Source organism: Collinsella aerofaciens (assembly GCF_040915425.1).
GTDB lineage: Bacteria > Actinomycetota > Coriobacteriia > Coriobacteriales > Coriobacteriaceae > Collinsella > Collinsella aerofaciens_BW.
In genome coordinates this window covers 16,615-34,943 of the sequence record NZ_JBCPDN010000018.1, presented here as the reverse complement: position 1 = coordinate 34,943, position 18,329 = coordinate 16,615, and the positions used below count along the sequence as shown (strand labels likewise).

The 18,329-nt window shown below is 61.9% G+C and carries 16 protein-coding genes and 2 tRNA genes; 2 read left to right on the top strand and 16 right to left on the bottom strand.

Features of this window, described 5'->3' with window-relative positions:
• Window positions 1-124: 124 nt before the first annotated feature.
• The 16 genes from AB5164_RS04040 to AB5164_RS03965 all read right to left on the bottom strand — a co-directional run bounded on the left by AB5164_RS04040 (window position 125) and on the right by AB5164_RS03965 (window position 15,546).
• Window positions 125-198, bottom strand: a tRNA-Gly gene (locus AB5164_RS04040).
• A 6-nt stretch (window positions 199-204) separates the two neighbouring features.
• Window positions 205-281, bottom strand: a tRNA-Pro gene (locus AB5164_RS04035).
• Between the two features lie 91 nt (window positions 282-372).
• A complete protein-coding gene (brnQ, locus tag AB5164_RS04030) occupies window positions 373-1,731 on the bottom strand; it encodes a branched-chain amino acid transport system II carrier protein (RefSeq protein ID WP_368142916.1) in 1,359 nt (452 codons plus the stop codon).
• Window positions 1,732-1,808: 77 nt separating this feature from the next.
• The gene (locus AB5164_RS04025; protein WP_368142915.1) at window positions 1,809-2,948 is read right to left on the bottom strand and encodes an aminotransferase class V-fold PLP-dependent enzyme; all 1,140 of its coding nucleotides are present in this window, start codon (window positions 2,946-2,948) and stop codon (window positions 1,809-1,811) included.
• The gene (locus AB5164_RS04020) at window positions 2,945-3,196 is read right to left on the bottom strand and encodes a putative Se/S carrier protein (protein ID WP_368142914.1); all 252 of its coding nucleotides are present in this window, start codon (window positions 3,194-3,196) and stop codon (window positions 2,945-2,947) included. The genes AB5164_RS04025 and AB5164_RS04020 overlap by 4 nt, the downstream gene beginning before the upstream one ends.
• A gap of 19 nt (window positions 3,197-3,215) precedes the next feature.
• Complete coding sequence (gene yedF / locus AB5164_RS04015) at window positions 3,216-3,842, bottom strand: sulfurtransferase-like selenium metabolism protein YedF (RefSeq protein ID WP_055286145.1); 627 nt, start codon at window positions 3,840-3,842, stop codon at window positions 3,216-3,218.
• A 47-nt stretch (window positions 3,843-3,889) separates the two neighbouring features.
• Complete coding sequence (gene selD, locus AB5164_RS04010; RefSeq protein ID WP_368142912.1) at window positions 3,890-4,951, bottom strand: selenide, water dikinase SelD; 1,062 nt, start codon at window positions 4,949-4,951, stop codon at window positions 3,890-3,892.
• Window positions 4,944-6,161, bottom strand: coding sequence for a glycosyltransferase family 4 protein (locus tag AB5164_RS04005; RefSeq protein WP_368142910.1), 1,218 nt, complete (start codon window positions 6,159-6,161; stop codon window positions 4,944-4,946). Before AB5164_RS04005 ends, selD begins: the two co-directional genes overlap by 8 nt.
• 14 nt (window positions 6,162-6,175) lie before the next feature.
• Window positions 6,176-6,940, bottom strand: a complete 765-nt coding sequence (locus AB5164_RS04000; protein ID WP_368142909.1) for an acyl-CoA dehydratase activase — start codon at window positions 6,938-6,940, stop codon at window positions 6,176-6,178.
• Between the two features lie 155 nt (window positions 6,941-7,095).
• Window positions 7,096-8,259, bottom strand: coding sequence for a double-cubane-cluster-containing anaerobic reductase (locus AB5164_RS03995; protein ID WP_368142908.1), 1,164 nt, complete (start codon window positions 8,257-8,259; stop codon window positions 7,096-7,098).
• Between the two features lie 153 nt (window positions 8,260-8,412).
• A complete protein-coding gene (locus AB5164_RS03990) occupies window positions 8,413-9,696 on the bottom strand; it encodes a double-cubane-cluster-containing anaerobic reductase (RefSeq protein WP_368142907.1) in 1,284 nt (427 codons plus the stop codon).
• 436 nt (window positions 9,697-10,132) lie between these two features.
• Window positions 10,133-11,203, bottom strand: coding sequence for a sulfate/molybdate ABC transporter ATP-binding protein (locus AB5164_RS03985; protein WP_368142906.1), 1,071 nt, complete (start codon window positions 11,201-11,203; stop codon window positions 10,133-10,135).
• A gap of 3 nt (window positions 11,204-11,206) precedes the next feature.
• The gene (gene modB / locus AB5164_RS03980; protein WP_368142905.1) at window positions 11,207-12,472 is read right to left on the bottom strand and encodes a molybdate ABC transporter permease subunit; all 1,266 of its coding nucleotides are present in this window, start codon (window positions 12,470-12,472) and stop codon (window positions 11,207-11,209) included.
• Window positions 12,473-12,717: 245 nt separating this feature from the next.
• Window positions 12,718-13,590 carry a molybdate ABC transporter substrate-binding protein gene (modA, locus tag AB5164_RS03975; protein ID WP_368142903.1) on the bottom strand — a complete coding sequence of 291 codons (873 nt, stop codon included), beginning with the start codon at window positions 13,588-13,590 and terminating at the stop codon, window positions 12,718-12,720.
• Between the two features lie 203 nt (window positions 13,591-13,793).
• Entirely contained in the window at window positions 13,794-14,273 is a 480-nt protein-coding gene (locus AB5164_RS03970; RefSeq protein WP_368142902.1) for a MogA/MoaB family molybdenum cofactor biosynthesis protein, read from the bottom strand.
• Window positions 14,274-14,283: 10 nt separating this feature from the next.
• Window positions 14,284-15,546, bottom strand: a complete 1,263-nt coding sequence (locus AB5164_RS03965) for a molybdopterin molybdotransferase MoeA (protein ID WP_368142901.1) — start codon at window positions 15,544-15,546, stop codon at window positions 14,284-14,286.
• A gap of 210 nt (window positions 15,547-15,756) precedes the next feature.
• Here AB5164_RS03965 and AB5164_RS03960 point away from each other — a divergent pair, with 210 nt between their 5' ends.
• Window positions 15,757-17,178, top strand: a complete 1,422-nt coding sequence (locus tag AB5164_RS03960; RefSeq protein ID WP_368142900.1) for a chloride channel protein — start codon at window positions 15,757-15,759, stop codon at window positions 17,176-17,178.
• An 87-nt stretch (window positions 17,179-17,265) separates the two neighbouring features.
• Complete coding sequence (locus AB5164_RS03955) at window positions 17,266-18,228, top strand: diacylglycerol/lipid kinase family protein (RefSeq protein ID WP_368142898.1); 963 nt, start codon at window positions 17,266-17,268, stop codon at window positions 18,226-18,228.
• Window positions 18,229-18,329: the final 101 nt, after the last annotated feature.

Genomic DNA, 18,329 nt, shown 5'->3' with positions numbered 1-18,329 from the left:
GAATTTAAACGGCTGAAAAAGGGGCATCGACCTGCGCCGATGCCCCCAACGTGGACACACATTTTGTCCTATAAGCCAAAATGGCTCTGGCACCAAATGGAGCCAGAGCCGTTCGTCTATCTTATGGAGCGGGCGACGGGAATCGAACCCGCGTCATCAGCTTGGAAGGCTGGGGTTCTACCATTGAACTACGCCCGCAAGATATGGTCGGGACGACAGGATTTGAACCTGCGACATCCTGCTCCCAAAGCAGGCGCGCTACCAAACTGCGCCACGTCCCGAAGGTGTTGAGCAGCTAAGGTCTAAACCTTGCGTGTCCCAAAGCGAAGGAAATTATAGGGGAGACTCCCCGCCTGTGCAAGCATTGATGCCTTAGCTCCTCGAATGTGCGACAAAACGACTATGGAGCAGACCGATCACAAATGCCACCACAGCAACCGGTGCCCACGCAGCACCGATATCTGCCAGCGGCAACGCATCGAACGGCAGCCACGCGCCCGCAAAGAACGCATCGCGGACCGAGGTGATCACGCTCTGCACCGCGACCACACCGCCGACCCAGACCCACACCTGCGGATGAGCGTCGCAAAAGCCGTGCACCAGGCCCATCAGTACCAGCACGATGGCAACGGGATACAAGGCGTTGAGCATGGGCACCGAGAACATAAGAATCACGTCGAGGCCCACGTTGGAGAGCACACACGAAAACGCCGCGAACACAAAGGCGAGAATCGCAAAGGGACGGCGTATGGCCTCCTCGGAGGCCTCTGCTCCCCCTTCGACCACATACGTCTCGCAGAAGTAGCGCGAGCAGCAGCTGATGAGGCCGATGCACACGTTCATGCAGGCGAGGAAGAAGATGGCGAAGACCACGACCGTGCCGGCAAGGCCAAAGTGCATGGAGGCAGAACGGGCAAGGATGGCGGCGCCGTTGGTGGCGTCGGGCATCACGGTGCCGAGCTGCATTCCGGCAAGGCCCAAGCCACAGTAGATGATGGCCATGAGCACGCCGGCGATCACGCCGGAACGCGAAATCTCAAAGGCCACGCGCTTGTCATCGGTAACACCCAGCTCGTGGATGGTCTCGGCGATGATAATGCCGAAGGCGAGCGACGCGAGCAGGTCCATGGTCTGATAGCCAGTCAGAAAGCCCTGCACGGCAGCGCCCGCATCATAGGGAGCCTGCGGCGCGGCAGCCGGTCCCAGCGGCGAGATCACGGCAGCACCCACAACCAGCACGATGAGCGCAATGAGCGCGGGGCCCGTAATGCGGCCGAGCACGCGCGTGATGACACCCGGGCGCAGCGTGAGCGCAAACGCGACAACGAAGAACCCGATGGCAAACACCAGACGTGCCGTGCCAAGCGAAACACCCTCGGGTAGCAGCGGCACCAGCATTTCGAACGCCGTAGAGCTTGTGCGCGGAATAGCCAGGCACGGGCCGATGGCCAGATACACCGCCGCGACAAAGAACTCACCGAACTTGGGGTGCACGCGGCCGGCAAGCTCGCGCGCCGTTCCGGCGAGCGCCACGGCGATAAAGCCCATAACAGGCAGGCCGATGGCAGCAATCAAAAAGCCAGTCATGGCAAGCGGCGTGACCGTGCCGGCCTGCAGCGCCAGCAGCGGCGGAATAATGAGGTTGCCGGCGCCAAAGAGCATCGAGAACAGGGCGATGCCAACGGTAACGACATGATCGGAGCGTAGACCACGCGGGGCGGATGAGGCCATATGCACACCTTTCGGGTCGAAACGAAAACGGGACGGGCAAAAACACCCATCCCGCAAGTATAAACGGTCTAGTAGCTTTAGCAGGCTAAATCGCGCAAAGCGTCAATCGCGGTGTCGACTTCCTCGTCCGTGTTGAAATACCCAAACGAGAAGCGGACGACGCCCTGGCGCTCGGTCCCCAGCGCGCGGTGCATGAGCGGAGCGCAATGGGCGCCGGGGCGCGTCGCAATCCCCCACCCTTGCATGAGCGCGTCCGAAATCTCAGCCGAATCGATATCGCCTACGTTGAGCGACACGATCGCCGAGTGCGACGGCTGGTCAAAGGCGCCGTAGAGCTTGATCTCCGGGATTTCGCGCACGCCAGCGAGAAAGAGATCGGCCAGGGCGCGTTCGTAAGTCGCAATCGCTTCAACTCCACCCTGAGCCTCAATAAAATCAAGGCCGGCAGAAAGGCCGGCGATACCGTGGCCGTTGAGCGTGCCCGCCTCAAGGCGCGTGGGCCACTCAAGCGGCTGCAGTGGGTCGAAGCTGTGCACGCCCGTGCCGCCTATGGCCCACGGAGCCACGTCAATGCCCTCTGCCACGGCCAGGCCGCCGGTCCCCTGCGGACCCATGAGCCCCTTGTGGCCGGTAAAGCACACCACGTCGAGCCCCATGGCCTGCATATCGATATGCGCCGTGCCGGCAGACTGCGAGGCATCGACGATCACGAGCGCGCCGGCCGCATGGGCCATGACAGCCACGCGCGCAATGTCGACCGCGTTGCCGGTCACATTGGAGGCGTGCGTCACCACCACGGCACGCGTGCCCGGCGTGACCAGCTGCTCGAGCTCGTCGTAGTCGAGCACGCCGTTCGCGTCGCAGCCCGCATGCTCAACGGTCACACCCTGCTCTGCCGCCAGGCGGTTGAGCGGCCGTAGCACCGAGTTGTGCTCAAGCACCGTCGTGACCACGCGGTCGCCGGGGCACACCACCCCGTTGATGGCGGTGTTGAGCGCCGCCGTAGAGTTGGGCGTAAAGCACACATGGTCCGCCCGCGGGCAACCCAAAAGGCACGCGAGCTTGGCACGGCAAGCGTGAATCGTACGAGCGGCATCGAGGGCACCCGACGTGGCGCCGCGCCCGGCATTGCCAAGCGAGCACATCGCCTGCGTCACGGCATCGATGACCGTCTGCGGCTTGTGCATGGTCGTCGCCGCGTTATCCAGGTAGATCATCGCACGACCTCCCACATATCAATCACGGTATAGCCCTCGGTGGGAACGCCCGCCGCGGCAAGCTCGCCGCGCAGCAGTTCCTCATCGGCAGGCAACGCCTTCCATGCCAAACCGCAGCCGGCAGCGGCCTCCCCGGGCACGGGAATCGTGCGCCCGGGAAGGCCGCGCTCGATGCACAGGGACTCGCAACCCATGGCGGCCGCCGTGGTGGGAAACGTGATAACAAGCGCCGGGCGCTTCTCCCTCATGGCAACTCCAACCAATACGCTACGGGCGCACCACGCGCACGGCCTGCTCCATCTTCTCCACGATCACGTACATGTTGGTGACCTCGCCCACCGCGAGCTGGTCTTTAATGCCATAGTGGTCGAGGCAGGTACCGCAGGTGAGAATCTCGACACCCTGCTCCGCCAGGCCCTTCAGGTCATCGAGCACCGGCGAGCCCTCGACGGTGAGCTTGGCACCGCCGTTGTAGAACAGCATGGTCGCGGGCAACTCCTCCTGCTGCGTCACGGCAAAGATAAACGCCTTCATGAGCTTGTGGCCCAGCTCGTCGTCGCCACGGCCCATGCAATCGGTGTAGACGGAAATGACGAGTTTGCCCTTGCCGGCGCTGGCATCACAGAAGGCAGCGCCATCCTGCTCGGGATCGGCCACGGCAACGGCGCCAGAGGTCGCCACGGTCACGTGCCACTCGGCGTCAGAAACCTTCTCGACCGAGGCCGTGCAGCCCTTCTCCTGCGCCATCTTGGAAATGTTCTTGACGGCGGTCTCGTTATCGACCGAGGTCACCACGGCACCCTCGCCATCAAGCTGTTTGAGTGCCTTAAGCGTCTTGACGACGGGCAGCGGGCAGGCATCGCCCATGGCATTGACTTCAATCTTGGTAGACATAGTTTTTCCTTTCGAATGTGACCGCCCCAGAATGCGGGCGGCCGATTTTACGATATCAACGAGCGCACAACGCGAACGGCAGGACCGCCTGGCACCGGCTCGCACACGCGACCGACGACGGCGGCGATACGTCCCTCGGCATGCAGACGGCGCACAAGCTCATTCACATCGGCAGCAGGTGCCGCGATGAGCAGGCCACCAGACGTCTGTGGATCGTACAGCGCATCCAACATGCCCGGCTCCAGGTCTTCGTCGGCAGCCACGCGCGGGCCAAAGAAGTCCTGGTTGCGGTAGGAGCCCGCGGGGATAATGCCCAGACGCGCCATGTCGAGCACCTGGTCAAAGAGTGGCACCGCCCCCGACGCAAGCTCAACCTGCACGCCCGAGCCCTCGGCCATCTCGCACGCATGCCCGATCAGACCAAAGCCCGTAATGTCAGTACAGCCGTGAAGCTCGAGTCCCTCGGCCAGACGAATCGGGGCCTCGTTGAGGGTACGCATCGAGTCAAACACGGCTGCGGCCTCGTCCTGCTCGATGAGCTCGCCCTTAATGGCCGTGGTGATGATGCCCGAGCCAACCGCCTTGGTCAGCAGCAACGCATCGCCCACGCGCGCGCCGCTGTTGGCGAGCATACGGTCGAGCGCGACAAAGCCGCTCACGGACAGGCCGTACTTGGGCTCGTCGTCGTTGATGGTGTGACCGCCCGCGATGGTGCAGCCGGCCTCAACGCACTTGTCGGCGCCGCCCGCCAGAATCTGACCGGCAACCTCGACGCCCAGGCAGCTCGGAATGCACAGCAGGTTCATGGCATGGCTCGGCCGCCCGCCCATGGCGTAGATGTCCGACAGTGAGTTTGCCGCGGCAATCTGGCCAAACAGGAACGGGTCGTCGACCATCGGCGGGAAGAAGTCGATGGACTGCACGAGCCCTAGGTTCTCCCCTACGCGGAAGACGCTCGCATCGTCGGAGGTATCGAACCCCACGAGCAAGTTGTCGTTATGCACATTGGGTAAGTCGCCCAGGACCTGGGCGAGGGCTCCGGGAGCCAGCTTAGCGGCTCAACCGCTCGCGGCCGTCATGGACGTGAGCCTCATGGTGTCCTTAGCCATACGAACCCCCTTCCAACAAATCAACGACTTTTAGTATACGCCCCAGGCACGCTTCCCAAGAGACCGCCGACGGCTCGAACGTCGAAGGCGGCGCCGCAAGCGCCTGCGCGATAGCATCTGCCAGTGCGCGCTCAAACAACGGAAGGTCGGCCGCCACAGGCGTGTCGACATCCGTCATACGCGGCGACGCCACCCACGTCACGGGAGCACCGGGAAGCATCGCCTCCATCCAGGGACGAACGCCGGGCAAATCGGTCGCCACAACTTTGCAGCCGCACGCGAGGGCCTCGATCGTCACGAGCGGCAGACCCTCGTAAAACGAAGGCAGCACAAAGACGTCGGAACTGCGGTAGGCACGCACGAGCCCATCGCTATCTAGGCGCCCCGCCAGCGTCACCGGCACATCCGAGGCCGCGGTCAAGCGCTCGATACGCGCATACTCGGCATCGTCCCCGCGGCCGCCAACAAGTACCAAGCCAGATGGGCGGGCATCATCGTCAATCGGCAATGACACGGCACGAACCAGCGACTCGACGCCCTTTTTAAAGCAAATCTTGCCCACGTACACAAGCGATCCCGGCTGCCTTGCCACGTTTGCGTCGCGGCAGAAGACGCGATGGTCGTAGCCCGTCCCAATCACGTGGATGCGATCGGCATCGACGCCGCACACCAGGCCAATCTGTTCAGCCTGCTCAGCATGGAGCGCAAAGACGGCATCGAGCCGACGAACCGCACGTACGATGCGATCGCGCTCGAGCGCATGCGAACGCAGCTGGCGCAGGTCGGTCGAATGGCACACGGCAACAACCGGCACACCCCGGACGCACTCGCGCGCCAATGCGGTCACCAGATACAGGTGATGGCAGATCACCAGATCGGGCCGAAACTCAGCCACCGCCCGATCGATTGCAGCAGCAAATGCCCGCTCAAATGCCTTGAGCATCGAAGGCGTCAGGTCACGATAGCGCGTAGAGGGATAGGGCATGACATCGGACATACCGCAGATGGGAAACGGCAGCTCGGGCGACTCGAACGGTACGGCAAACACGGCAGCACGCCGGTCCAGCTCGCCCTGGGTATCACCCGGCGCCGCACCGCAAAGCACGGCGGCGCGATGCCCCGTCTCGATCTGCTCGCGCACGAGCGCGGCAAGGTAGGTGCCACTGCCGGTGCTATCTGGTTTTTGTGCCGAGATATTGAGGATGCGCATGTCGCGGTACACCCCTAGGCCAAGGCGGCGGCGCGGACAGCCGCGCCGATCGCTCCGGCAAAGCGAGCCTGGGGCGAGGTGGTCACCGGCGACCCCAGTAGCTCGCCCAACCGTTCAACGACATAGGCGTTTTCGCACAGACCGCCGGTCAGATAGTACGGGACGCCCGCCGCCTGGCCGGCCATAGTCGCCACGCGCGACACGACGCTTTCGATCACGCCACGCGCAATGTTCTCGCGCAGCTCGCCACGACCGATCAGGCTGATGACCTCGCTTTCGGCAAAGACCGTGCACATGCTGGATATCTTGGTGGGCTCACCGGAACGCGCAAGGTCGGCCATCTGCTGCTGGGTAATGCCCAGGCGGTCGGCCATAATCTCCAGAAAGCGCCCCGTGCCGGCGGCGCACTTGTCGTTCATGGCAAACTTGGCCACGCGGCCACTTTTTAGCTGAATGACCTTGGTGTCCTGGCCGCCCACGTCGATCACGGTGCCGTGGTCGCCAAACAGGCGCACGGCACCGGTACCGTGACAGGTGATCTCGGTCACGACCTTGTGCGCATAGGGCACGGCGACACGGCCGTAGCCAGTCGCGACCACGCGAACATCGTCACCCGTCACGTCATAACCCGCCGCTGCCAGTGCCTCGCGCAGCCGCTCGGAAGCATCGACCGAGGAGAACCCGGTTGGCTGCACGCACGTCCACGCCACCGAACCCTCCCCGTCGACCACAGCAGCCTTAGCCGCCGTAGACCCGATATCGATCCCGACCCCTATCATGGCTCTCTCCCAATCTAAACATCAAAGACAGCGGCGCGTTCAGGCGCCTTAGCTCTAGGTTTCTCAGGTGCCGGAGATTGCCCCGAAAGAGGAGCGCAGCGTACTTTGGGTACGCAAGCGACGGTTTGAGGGGCAAGATCCGGTGCCTGAGAAAGCTAGAGGGTTTCGATGAAGGCGGCGATGCGGGTCTCAATCTGACCCATGTCGCCGTTGCTGTAGTCGGTCTCGATCTTCATGTACGGAATATCCGCACCCTCGACGGCCTCCTGCATGCGCGCACTCTCAACGTTGAAGGTGTGGCACGCCTGGAGCACGCTCTCCACTACGCCATCGACGTGATACTTCTCGCACATGGCCAGCGTGTTATCCATACGACCGTCGTTGGGCGTCATGACCGAGCAGTTAATATCCAGGTAGCGGTCGGCGATGGCGCGAAGGATGTCGGGAGCCTCCGGGTCGATCATCATGGCCGCCGTGCGCTCGCCCGAGCAGTCGTCCATGCACACGACCACACCGCCGTTGGACTCGATGGTGCGACCGATCTTGTTGATCACGCCGCCCACCGGGCAGCCGGTGATCAGAATGCGCTTGGCATCCGCCGCGACCGGGCGCTCGCCCGCGTCGTAGGCCTCGCGCAGCTTGGCGACCTTTTGCTCCAGCTGCTGCGTATAGGCCTCGATATCAAAGCTGAACGTACCGGCAAACATGGTGCTCATCAGGTCGACGCCGCTCATGGCCGCCGGCTGGTTGGCCTGCAGTGCAAACATCTCGAGCTGGGCCGCACGCAAGCGGTTGCGACGACGGACGGCAGCGCGCAGGTCATCGTCGGTAATCGTGATGCCGTAGAAGCCCTCGAGCTCCTCCTTGAGCAGGCGGCACTCCTCGTACCAGCCTTCACGCTCGTAGACACGATCGCGACCCTGCGGAAGATGCAGAATGTGCGTGCGCTTGAGCTCGTTGAGTAGCTCATACATCTTCTTCTTGCCGTCGCAGGTGGTCTCGCCGATGATCATGTCGCTAAAGTACGTAAACGGGCACTTTTGCGAGTAGGCAAAACCGTAGGTCGACTTGATGAGCGGGCACAGGTTTGCCGGCAGCACCTTTTCGGCCTCGGGAATCACCTCATCGGACGTACCGCACAGAGCCACGCTCGCAGCCCCCGCGGCATCGATAATCTCGAGCGGCGTATAGCTGCACAAAAAGCCGACCAGGCGATTACCCGCCTGCTTATAATCCTTGACGCGAATAAACGCCGCCTTGCGCTGCTCGTTGAACTCCTCAAACGTGGACGGCAACGGCTGCTCAATATATTCCGACATATAACTCCTTAACAAACCTTTTAACCAACCAAGGAGACGGCTTTCCCAGGTGCCCGTGGTTGCCGTGAAAGATGAGCGCCGCATACTTTGGTAGCAAGCGACGGTTTGAACGGCAAGATCGGGTACCTGGGGAAGCCGCCGGGACGGATAGCTCTAAATAGTTTCCAGGAAGGCCTCGATGCGGGTCTGGAGCTGGCCTGCATCCTCGCCGGCGTAGTCGGTCGTGATGTGCATAAACGGAATGCCGGCCTCCTCGGCGGCCTTCTCCACGGCAAACGACTCCATCTCGTAGAGCGTGCAGAACTGCAGGGCCACGTCGACGATACCGTCGGCATGCAGGTCCTTGGCCATCTGGACAATGTCCTTCATACGCTGGTCGTTGGGCGTAAAGACAGCGCAGTTGATCTTAAAGTAGCGCTCGGCGATGGCGTCGAGCATCTCGTCGACCGTCTCGCCGGACTCGTCGACCAGATCCTTGTAGTAGCGCGAGCCCGTGCAGGACTCCTCGCCCACCACGACGCCGCCGGCCTTCTCGATGAGGTTGAACAGCTTCCAGTTGGGCACGGCCAAGGGCGTGCCGGTGTACAGGATGCGCTTGGTCCCCTTGGGCGCCACGCCCTCGCCGGCCTCGACACGCTGCTCGCACTCAGCCGCCATATCGTTAATGGCTCCGGTCAGACGCGGCGTGTCGTCCATAAAGGCGGCCTGGACGGTCAGCAGGCTGTCGAGACCGCTGATGGGCGCAGGGTCGGCAGCGCTCGTGGCAGCGAGGCGCTGCAGGGCGCGACGCTTCTCATTGACGGCGCGGATGGCGGCCTTCAGGCGCTCAGGCGTAATCGTGACGCCGCACTCTTCCTCGATCTTGGCGGCGAGTTTCTTGACCTCGGCCTTCCAGGTCACGAGCGTCGACTCGTCGTGTACGTTGGGAATATCCATGACGTACATGTTCTTTTGCGTGGCAAAGAACTCGTAGGCCTTCTTCTTGCCATCGCAGGTGTTCTCGCCTACCACCAGGTCACTCGACTCAATGTAGGGGCAGACCTCGCCCAGCTTAAAGCCGGCAAAGCTCTTAATGAGCGGGCAGGTGTTACGCGGCAGATGCTCCTCGACCTTGTCCGTTGCCCAATCAGCGCCAGAGCACAGGCCCACAGGAATGCCGTCACAGGCAAGTACGATCTCCTCGGGCACGTACACGCAGAACGAACCGACGATCTTGGTGGCCTCGCCAGCCTCCTTCTTGTCGAGCATCTCCTTAATACGGCCGCTGTGGATGTTGGTGGCGACAAAATCCAGGTAGGACGTGGACTTGGGGCGATTGTTCTGCGTCAGGAACATATCGCCGTACATCTGGCCCACGGCGCCCAGCAGCATGTCGTGGTCGGCAAGATTCATGCCGAGGCTCTCCCACATCGGATGGAAATCGAATTCTTCAGCCATGACGGCTCCCCCCTCTCGAACCAAATACGGATAACAGCGGTATCGATGCACGACGGACGGCGATTGCCCGGCCGTGCTCAAACCCGGAATTTTGGGGAACCTGCCTTGCGGACAGTTATTTAGTTGTGCGTCGTCTCTCCCGGAGCCGTGAACATACCTGCTCATATGCGACTCCGAGCCATATACAGGGCGCGCGCGGCAACGCGGCGAATGTATGTCGTCTGCGGCATGTGCGCACCCTCCTTTACAAGTTGATGTCAACTATATCAACGGCCATCGACTATGCGAACACCGTTGACATTCGTACGACAGAGGTACCCGTTGCCTTTTAATAAATTATTATCTTGCTTGATAATTAATTACCATTCTACATTCGGCGAACGGTAGGGAACGAAACGGCGGGCTGCCGAGAATCCTCGACAGCCCGCCCTCTGCCCTACCGACAAACCAGATGAATCCTGCTGGCATCAAAATGCATGCGCAGCGTCTCGCCTGCTTGTGGCAGCTCGTCGACAGGCATGCCCACTTTATTGACCTTCCACTGCAGACGCGTGGGCGCATCAGCACGCGGCACGTCCAGCAGCACCAGGCGCTCAAAACGCGAATCGCTCACGCGCGCCACGTGCAGGTCGTAGCTGTTGCGACCCCGCTCGGCACGGTTGTCCACATGGAAGTAGCTCGCACGAATACCCAGGTAGGCAACATCGTCGGGAACCTCGCGACCCACGTTAAAGGTCATGCCCCAGTCGAGGGCCTCAACTTCTTCGTCGCCAATCTTTCGCGCCCGGCTTGTGTTCTTGCAGCCCGTCAGACGCAGTGCTGCCAGCGTCTGTGGGCGACGGACCACGTCCTCGACGGAGCCGATCTCCTCGACATGTCCGTTATGCATCACGCAAATGCGCTGGCACAGGCGGCACGCTTCGTCGATGTCGTGGCTCACGTAGAGCACGGTGCGGTTGCATACATCGAACAGGTCGAGCATGTTCTGTTCGAGGGCGCTCTTAAGATAGGAATCGAGTGCGCTCATGGGCTCGTCGAACATAAAGATGCCCGGGTGCGCCGCCACCATGCGAGCAAGGGCCACACGCTGCTGCTGGCCGCCCGAGAGTCGCGCGGGATAGCGGTCGGCAAAGTCGGCCAGGCCAAAAATGCCCAGGTAGCGCTCGGCAAGTTTTTTACGCGCCGCGGCGTCGCCCGCATCCTTTACGCCGGCGCACACGTTGTCGGCCACCGTCATGTTGGGGAACAGCTGATAGTTTTGGAACAACAGGGCGCATTTTCGCTCCTGGGGTGACAGGTTGATGCCCGCCTCCGAGTCAAAAAAGGTCACGCCGTTGACAACGATCTTGCCCTCGTCGGGAGTCTCCACACCGGCAATGCAGCGCAGCGTGCAGCTCTTGCCGCAGCCCGAGGCACCCAGCAGGGCCACGCGCTCCTCGCCGGCTTCGAGTTGGATGTCGAGGGTGAACCCCGGATAGCGCTTTTTGATATCCAGAACGAGCGACATGGCCTATCGACCTCCCTTCGTGACCGCGTCATCGCGCATGAGCTCAGCCACCGCCTCGCGATCGATACGCAAGGCATCGCCGCCCGCCGGGTCGAGCGAATCGCCCTGTCCGGCAAACTCTTTGGCCTGCTTGCGCTCCGCACGGGAAAGGCCCCGCTCGCGATACTTTTGCGAATGAGCGGTGTACATGTTGATGAACAGGATGACTAGGAAACTAAACACGATCACAACGACGACCCAAAAGAGGGCCACCGACGTGTTACCGCCCATCCACTCAAAGTAGATGGCAATGGGAATGGTCTGCGTAATGCCGGCGTAGTTGCCCGCAAAGAACAGCGTGCAGCCAAACTCGCCCATCGCGCGGGCAAAGGCGAGCACCGTGCCGGCGGCGATGGAGGGCCAGCCAAGCGGCATCATGAGCTTGGTAAAGATGCGACGCTCGGACCAGCCCAGGGTTCGCGCGGCGTCGAGCATCTGCGTGTCGAGGCTTTCAAAGGCGCCGAGCGCCGTACGGTAGACGAGCGGGAACGACACCACTACGGCAGAGATCACCGCCGCGGGCCAGGTAAAGACGATCGAGATACCGTGCGCGATGAGCCACTGGCCCACCCCGGTCGAGCGGCCAAACAGCATGAGGAGCAGAAAGCCGCACACCGTAGGCGGCAACACCATAGGGATGGTAAAGACCGAGTCGAGCAGGCCCTTGATGCGACTCGAGGTACCCATGGTCTTCCACGCGGCAAACAGGCCCAGCGCAAAGGAGATCAGCAGGGCAAGGCCGCTCGTTTTTATGGACACCCAAAACGGGCGATAGTCGATGTCGCCCAAAAAGGAGGCCAGAGAGGTTAAGGGCCCCTGCTCATCCCGCAACACGACAGACGACGCTTCTGCCATTTGAGCGCTATCAAGCCAACGCGCGCCGCCCTTGGCATCACCCGAGGCTGATGCAATCACCACATAGCGGTCCCCATCCGCACCGCGCTCGTCAAAGCCATAGGTATACCCGCCGGCATCAAACGTAGTTTCCTCCGTGACATACCAAGGAAGATCCACGTCCCCCAGCTGCGCACCTCCCATGCAGTTTGCGCTGTCGAGCTCACAGACGAGGGCCTTGAGACCCGATACGCACTCGTTATCCTGCGGATCCAATCCATACTTCTCGACCGCCTTGGGCGATATCCACACCATAACGCGATCGGCAGCAGGCGCCACTACAAGGTCCACGTCCTCGTCAACGGGAAACCGGTAGCCCTCAGGCTGGCTCTCCATGGCACGAGCGGTCCCCTTGGCCAACCGCTCAAAACCCTCGATCCCATAGGAAAGCCCATGAGCGGTCGCAGTAACCTGGGTCCCGTCCTCAGCGTCCCCAGCAAACGCAAATCCCGGCACCCAGCAAAGCGCGAAGATCAAAGCACAGGCGACAAGCATGCGGAATCTATTAAGCACGAAAAGCTCCAAGCGAATACAAGGACGGAGTGAAACACAAAACGATGGAATTATCGCGCCAAGCCGCACTACGCGGAAAGCTCAAAGCCGTATTTAGCCCAAATCTTCTGGGCCTTCTTGTTGGACAGGCAAAAGTCGATGAACGCCTTGGCTTCGTCGGCATGCTCGGAGCTCTCGGCAACGGCACCCGGGTACACGATGGGCTTGTGCGAATCCTCGGGGCACACGAAGGCCTCCTCGATGCCGTCGTAGCGGAAGATATCGGAGCTGTAGACAAAGCCGGCTACGCAGTCGCCCGTAGAGACATAGGCGGCGGCGGTGCCCACCTTATCGGCCAGTGCGACCTTGTCGGCGATCTCGGGAGCATACTCGCCGTCGTCGCCCTCGGTACCGGTATAGAGCCCCACGGAAGCCAGCGCCTGGTTGGCGTACTTGCCGGCGGGGACGGTCTTGGCATCGCCAATGGCGATCTTGCCGTCCAGATTCGCGACGTCGGCGATGGCCTCGACCTTGGTGTCGGAGCCCTCGGCGCGAATGATCACGAGATCGTTGACGAACATGTCCTCGCGGGTATCGGCATCGACGAGCTCAGCGGTCTCGGCGTCATCCATGGTGCCCTTGGAAGCGGTGATGAGCACGTCGACGGCAGCGCCGGCCTTCATCTGCTCGACAAGGTCGCCAGACGCCTTAAACTGCGTGTCGGCAAAGGTGGTGCCGGTCTGCTCGGTGTAGAGCTCCTGAACCTCGGGCAGGGCCTTCTCGAGCGAGTTGGCGGCAAAGACCTGCAGCTCGACAGCTTTCTTGGAAGATGCCTTAGCAGAACCGGCATCGGATCCGGCCGGCTCGGACGTCTTGCTGCCCGAACAGCCGGCAAGACCAAGGCCGGCAGCGGCGACAGCAGAAAGCGAAACGAATCCGCGGCGAGAAACCATATCGAACATGTTCAACCCTTTCGAACGCTATGCCCGGGCACCCCGCCGCGGGCTTTAATCTGCAATCAGATTATACTTCTGCGCGAATAATGATAGTGAGATATTATTCTCGTCAGAGAATATAGTTTCAAATTACCGTGCACCTCGGCGTCGATTCGGCGGAAAACAAAGGCGGAGCAGCCATTCAGGTCGCCCCGCCGCAGGTAAACCGCTTAGTTGGTATGTCCGCCGCCCGCCGTCATCTGAGCCGCATGCTCCAGCTGGTCTGCTATGGCCTCCCAGCTTTCGCGGGCGGCCTTCGTAGAACCGGGAAAGTTTACGACAAGTGTATGACCTCGTTGCATGCAAATAGCGCGCGAGAGCATGGCGCGGCGCGTCTTGGTCATGGAGTAGGCACGAATTGCCTCGGCAATACCCGGCACATCGCGGTCGCAGACGGAACGCGTCGCCTCGGGTGTTACATCGCGCATCGAAAGCCCCGTGCCGCCGCAGGTGAGCACGACATTGGCGTGGCACTCATCGGCGGCTTCCACAATGGCATCACCGATCTCGCTGACGTCGTCGCGCACGACCACATGTGAGGCGACCGTCCAGCCCTGTGCCTCGATAAGTTCCTCGAGTGCGGCTCCGGCCTCATCCTGCAAAAGATCGCGCGTATCCGAGCACGTCACGATCGAAATCTTCAGCTCCATAGCATTCCTCCTACAACACGGCGCCCTCGGGCAGATCGACGCGAACAACGTCCACAGCATCTCCCGCCTTGAGCTCGCACGGTCCTTCGTCAATACGCAGCAGGCAGTTGGACCGCTGCATCGTGCCGAGCAGCGCCGAATTCTGCGTCTTGGCCTCGGTCACCAACAGCTCACCGGTCTCGGGGTCGCGCGAAACCGTGGCGCGATCGAAGAAGCGTCGGTCCTGGCGCTTTTTCACGCAGTGCGTCAATATCGCCTGCTGCACGGGACGCGCACCCTCGGCAAAGCCGCGCATCTTGCGGATCGCCGGACGGGCGAGCATCTCAAAGCCCACATACGCAGCAGCGGGATTGCCCGAAAGCCCGAGGTAGGGCTTACCCCCGAGCAAACCAAACGTGATGGCCTTGCCCGGACGCATCGAGATGCGGTCAAACAGCACCTCGCCCTCGCGCCGGACGAGCGCCGTCACGTAGTCGTAATCGCCCGCCGAGGCGCCACCGCTCGTAATGACAAAATCGCACTCCTGCACGGCGCGATGCACCAGCTCGGCAATCGCCTGCTCATCATCGGGCGCAATGCCGTAGAACACGGGCTCGGCTCCCGCATCAAGCGCCTCGGCCATCAACGCCGACGAGTTGGAGTCGCGAATCTGTCCACGCGCCGGCACGTTCCTCGGTGCGACCAATTCCGTCCCTAGCGAGATAATGCCCACGCGCGGGGCGGCATGCACCTTCACGCTCGCATATCCGGCGCTCGCCAGCAAGCCGGCGCCCGCCGGAGCCACGACCTCGCCGGTGTGCATCACAACATCGCCAGCATGCGCTTCCTCAGCAGCCGAGCGAACGTTCTCCCCCACTTTAGCAGGCGCCGAAAAACTAACGTGCGAGCCCTCGTTGCCGTCACCGTCGAGCACATCGACGATCTCGTACTTCACCACGGCATCGGCGCCTTCGGGTACCGGCGCGCCCGTCATGATGCGGACCGTCTCGCCCGCGCCGATTGCGCCCTCAAACACATGGCCCGCGGCCTCGTGTCCGATAACGTCGAGCGTCACCGGCGCCTCGCCAGATGCCTGTGCCAAGTCCGCCGAGCGCACGGCATATCCGTCCATAGCGCTGTTGGCAAACGGCGAGATATCGATATCGGCCACCGCGTCCTCGGCCAAGGGAAAACCAGCCGCCTGCCACACGGGAATCTCGATGAGATCCGTCGGAGCAACGTGCGACAGGACAATCGACTGTGCGTCATCCAGCGGAATGAGTTTCTCTGCCATATGCACCTCTTAATGTCACGGCGCACAACAGGGGCGCCGATTCTTTATGCTTGTCTCAGTATAATCCCCCGACGCACGACCGCGACTCGGCCTGTACCCGCAAATACACCTGTCGGTTGCAGGCTGCGAAACAGAATGGAAACCAACCCACCGGCTCGTCGCGTTTGCCGCGTTTTATAATGCTTGCGTTGCAACCTAAAAGAGGAACGTATGGCTCATAACGACAAACCCGAAAGCGCAAACGAGGCGCAGGATCATTCCCAGCCGCTCGACGACGGCGGCTTTTTCTCCCTGAACGACATCATCACGGCAGGCAGGCATCAGATCACCCGCTCCGAGCATCTCTTGGCTGCCGACACGCGCCGCAACGCCCGCAACCTACTCGCGAGCGCTAAGTTACTCGTACTCGTCGTCATCGTCTCGCTCGCCATGGGCGTTGCCGCTTGGGCGTTTTTGGCCTCGTTGAATATCGCGACCGACTATCGCGAGCACCATTCGTGGGTGTACGCCCTGCTCCCCATCGTGGGTATGGCCACCGCGTGGGTCTACAAGAACCACGGTCTCGCCGCCAAGCGTGGCAACAACCTGGTCATTGACTCCGCCCTGGGCACACGCCTCATCCATATGCGTATGGCCGTCCTCACCTTCGTCTGCTCCACGCTCACGCACCTAACGGGCGGATCGTCCGGTCGCGAGGGAGCTGCGGTGCAGATTGGCGGCACCATCGCCAGCAACGTCTCGAGCCTCGCACACCTCAAAAAGCATGATCACCACGACCTCATGCTCGCTGGCATCTCGTCGGCCTTTGGCGCCGTATTCGGCTCGCCCCTTGCCGGAGCTTTCTTTGGCATGGAGATGTGCTTTATCGGCAAGATCGACTACACCGCGGGCATCTACTGCCTGGTCGCCTCGTTTACCGGCTACTTTACATCACTCGCCCTGGGTACCGAGTACGAAGCGAATGTCATCGCCAGCGTTCCCAACATGACACCACGGACGGTTGTCATCGTTGTTATCAGCGCCATTATCTTCGGTCTGACGGCACGCCTCTTTGCCTGGTCGGTTCGAACCGTCAAGAGCCTGTACGGTCGCTTTATCACCAATTACCTCGTTCGCGCACTCATGGGCGCACTCGTGGTTTTGGCCGCCTATGCCCTTCTCGACGCCTGGGACTACGCCGGCCTTTCCACGTGGCTTTCCGGCGCCGGATTTGCCGGCAACACCACCCTGGCAGACGCAGCCATCAAGTTGGTCGTCACAGCGCTTACCCTGGGTGCGGGCTTCCAAGGCGGCGAGGTCACGCCCCTGTTTGGCATCGGTGCGGCGCTCGGCGGCTGGATCGGTTGCCTCGTCGGAATCGACCCCAGTTTTCTGGCGGCTCTCGGCATGCTCGGCGTGTTCTGTGCCGGCCTCAACGTGCCCATCACCACCTGCATGATGGCCATCGACCTGTTCCACGGCACGGCAGCCGGGTTCTTTGTCATCGTGGCCTTTATCAGCTACCTAACTGCCGGACACCGCGGCGTGTACCCCGCCCAGCGCATCATCTCGCCCAAGCGCCGTTCGCTTATTGTGGATGAGGGCGGTACGGTAGCGGATGCTATCGAGCGCCACAACGACCTGATAGAGTAGACGTAAGTATTCGACGTGCAGCCACAATCGGGGGCAATTCGACCTGAGCGCGACCGCACCGTCACGTCATACGCCGGGAGTCGCCCCATGCACGCAACTGATTTTGGCCGCACGCTCATCATCGCCAACCCAGCCGCCCAGTCGGGTGCGGCGCACGAAGTTGCCGAGCGCCTGCAACGCTTTTTGGACATGACTGCACGCGCATCCCAGTTTGACTTGGTGCTAACCGAGCGCATGGGACACGCCAAGGAGCTGGCCGCACAGGCCCAGGGCTATCGCACCGTTATCGCCCTTGGCGGCGACGGCGTGATTCACGAGGTCGTCAACGGGCTTATGACGCAAGAGGAGGACACCCGCCCCGCTCTTGCCATCCTACCCGTGGGCTCTGGCAACGATTTTGCCCAAACGCTCGGCATCGACGATTTCTCCGGTAAGGATTTTGGCGCGCTGCTCACCTGCGAGCTGCAGCGTCAGGACATCGGGCGCATTCGCTCGTGGAGCCCTGCGAGCGGCAGCGGCGAGGCTACCGTTGAGTACTACGACCAGACGCTCTCGGTCGGCATCGATGCCGCCATCGGCCTGGGCACCACCGAGCTGCGCAAAAAGACGGGCCTCGCCGGCGCTCCGCTCTACACCCTATCGGGACTTGAGCAGTTTGGCCTGCGCTATCGCAACTACCCCATGACCATCAGCTTTGATGGCGCGCCCGCCGAGCGCGTGCGGGCGATCATCATGGCAATTCAGCTGGGTCCTACCTATGGCTCGGGCTATCGCATCTGCCCCGATGCCGACCCCTGCGACGGCGTACTCGACGTCTGCTACGCCTGCGGCCCCGTTCCGCGTGCGGTTGCCCTGCCTATGTTTCTTTCGGCCAAGGACGGCCACCATACCAAGTTGCCGCCGGTTCGCATGCGCCGCTGCCGCCATGTCGAGCTCACCTTTGAGGAGCCCGACTACCCCATCCAGGCCGACGGCGAGCCCGTTGTCGCCTCGCGCATCGAGGTCGACATCCTTGCCGGCGTCCTCCACGTCTGGCATCCCACCCGCTAACCCCACCTAAGTTGCGGTGAAATAGGGACTGTATATGCATCTAAAGCCGCAAAACAGTCCCTATTTCACCGCAACTTATGAGGAGGCTATTCGTCGCTGCC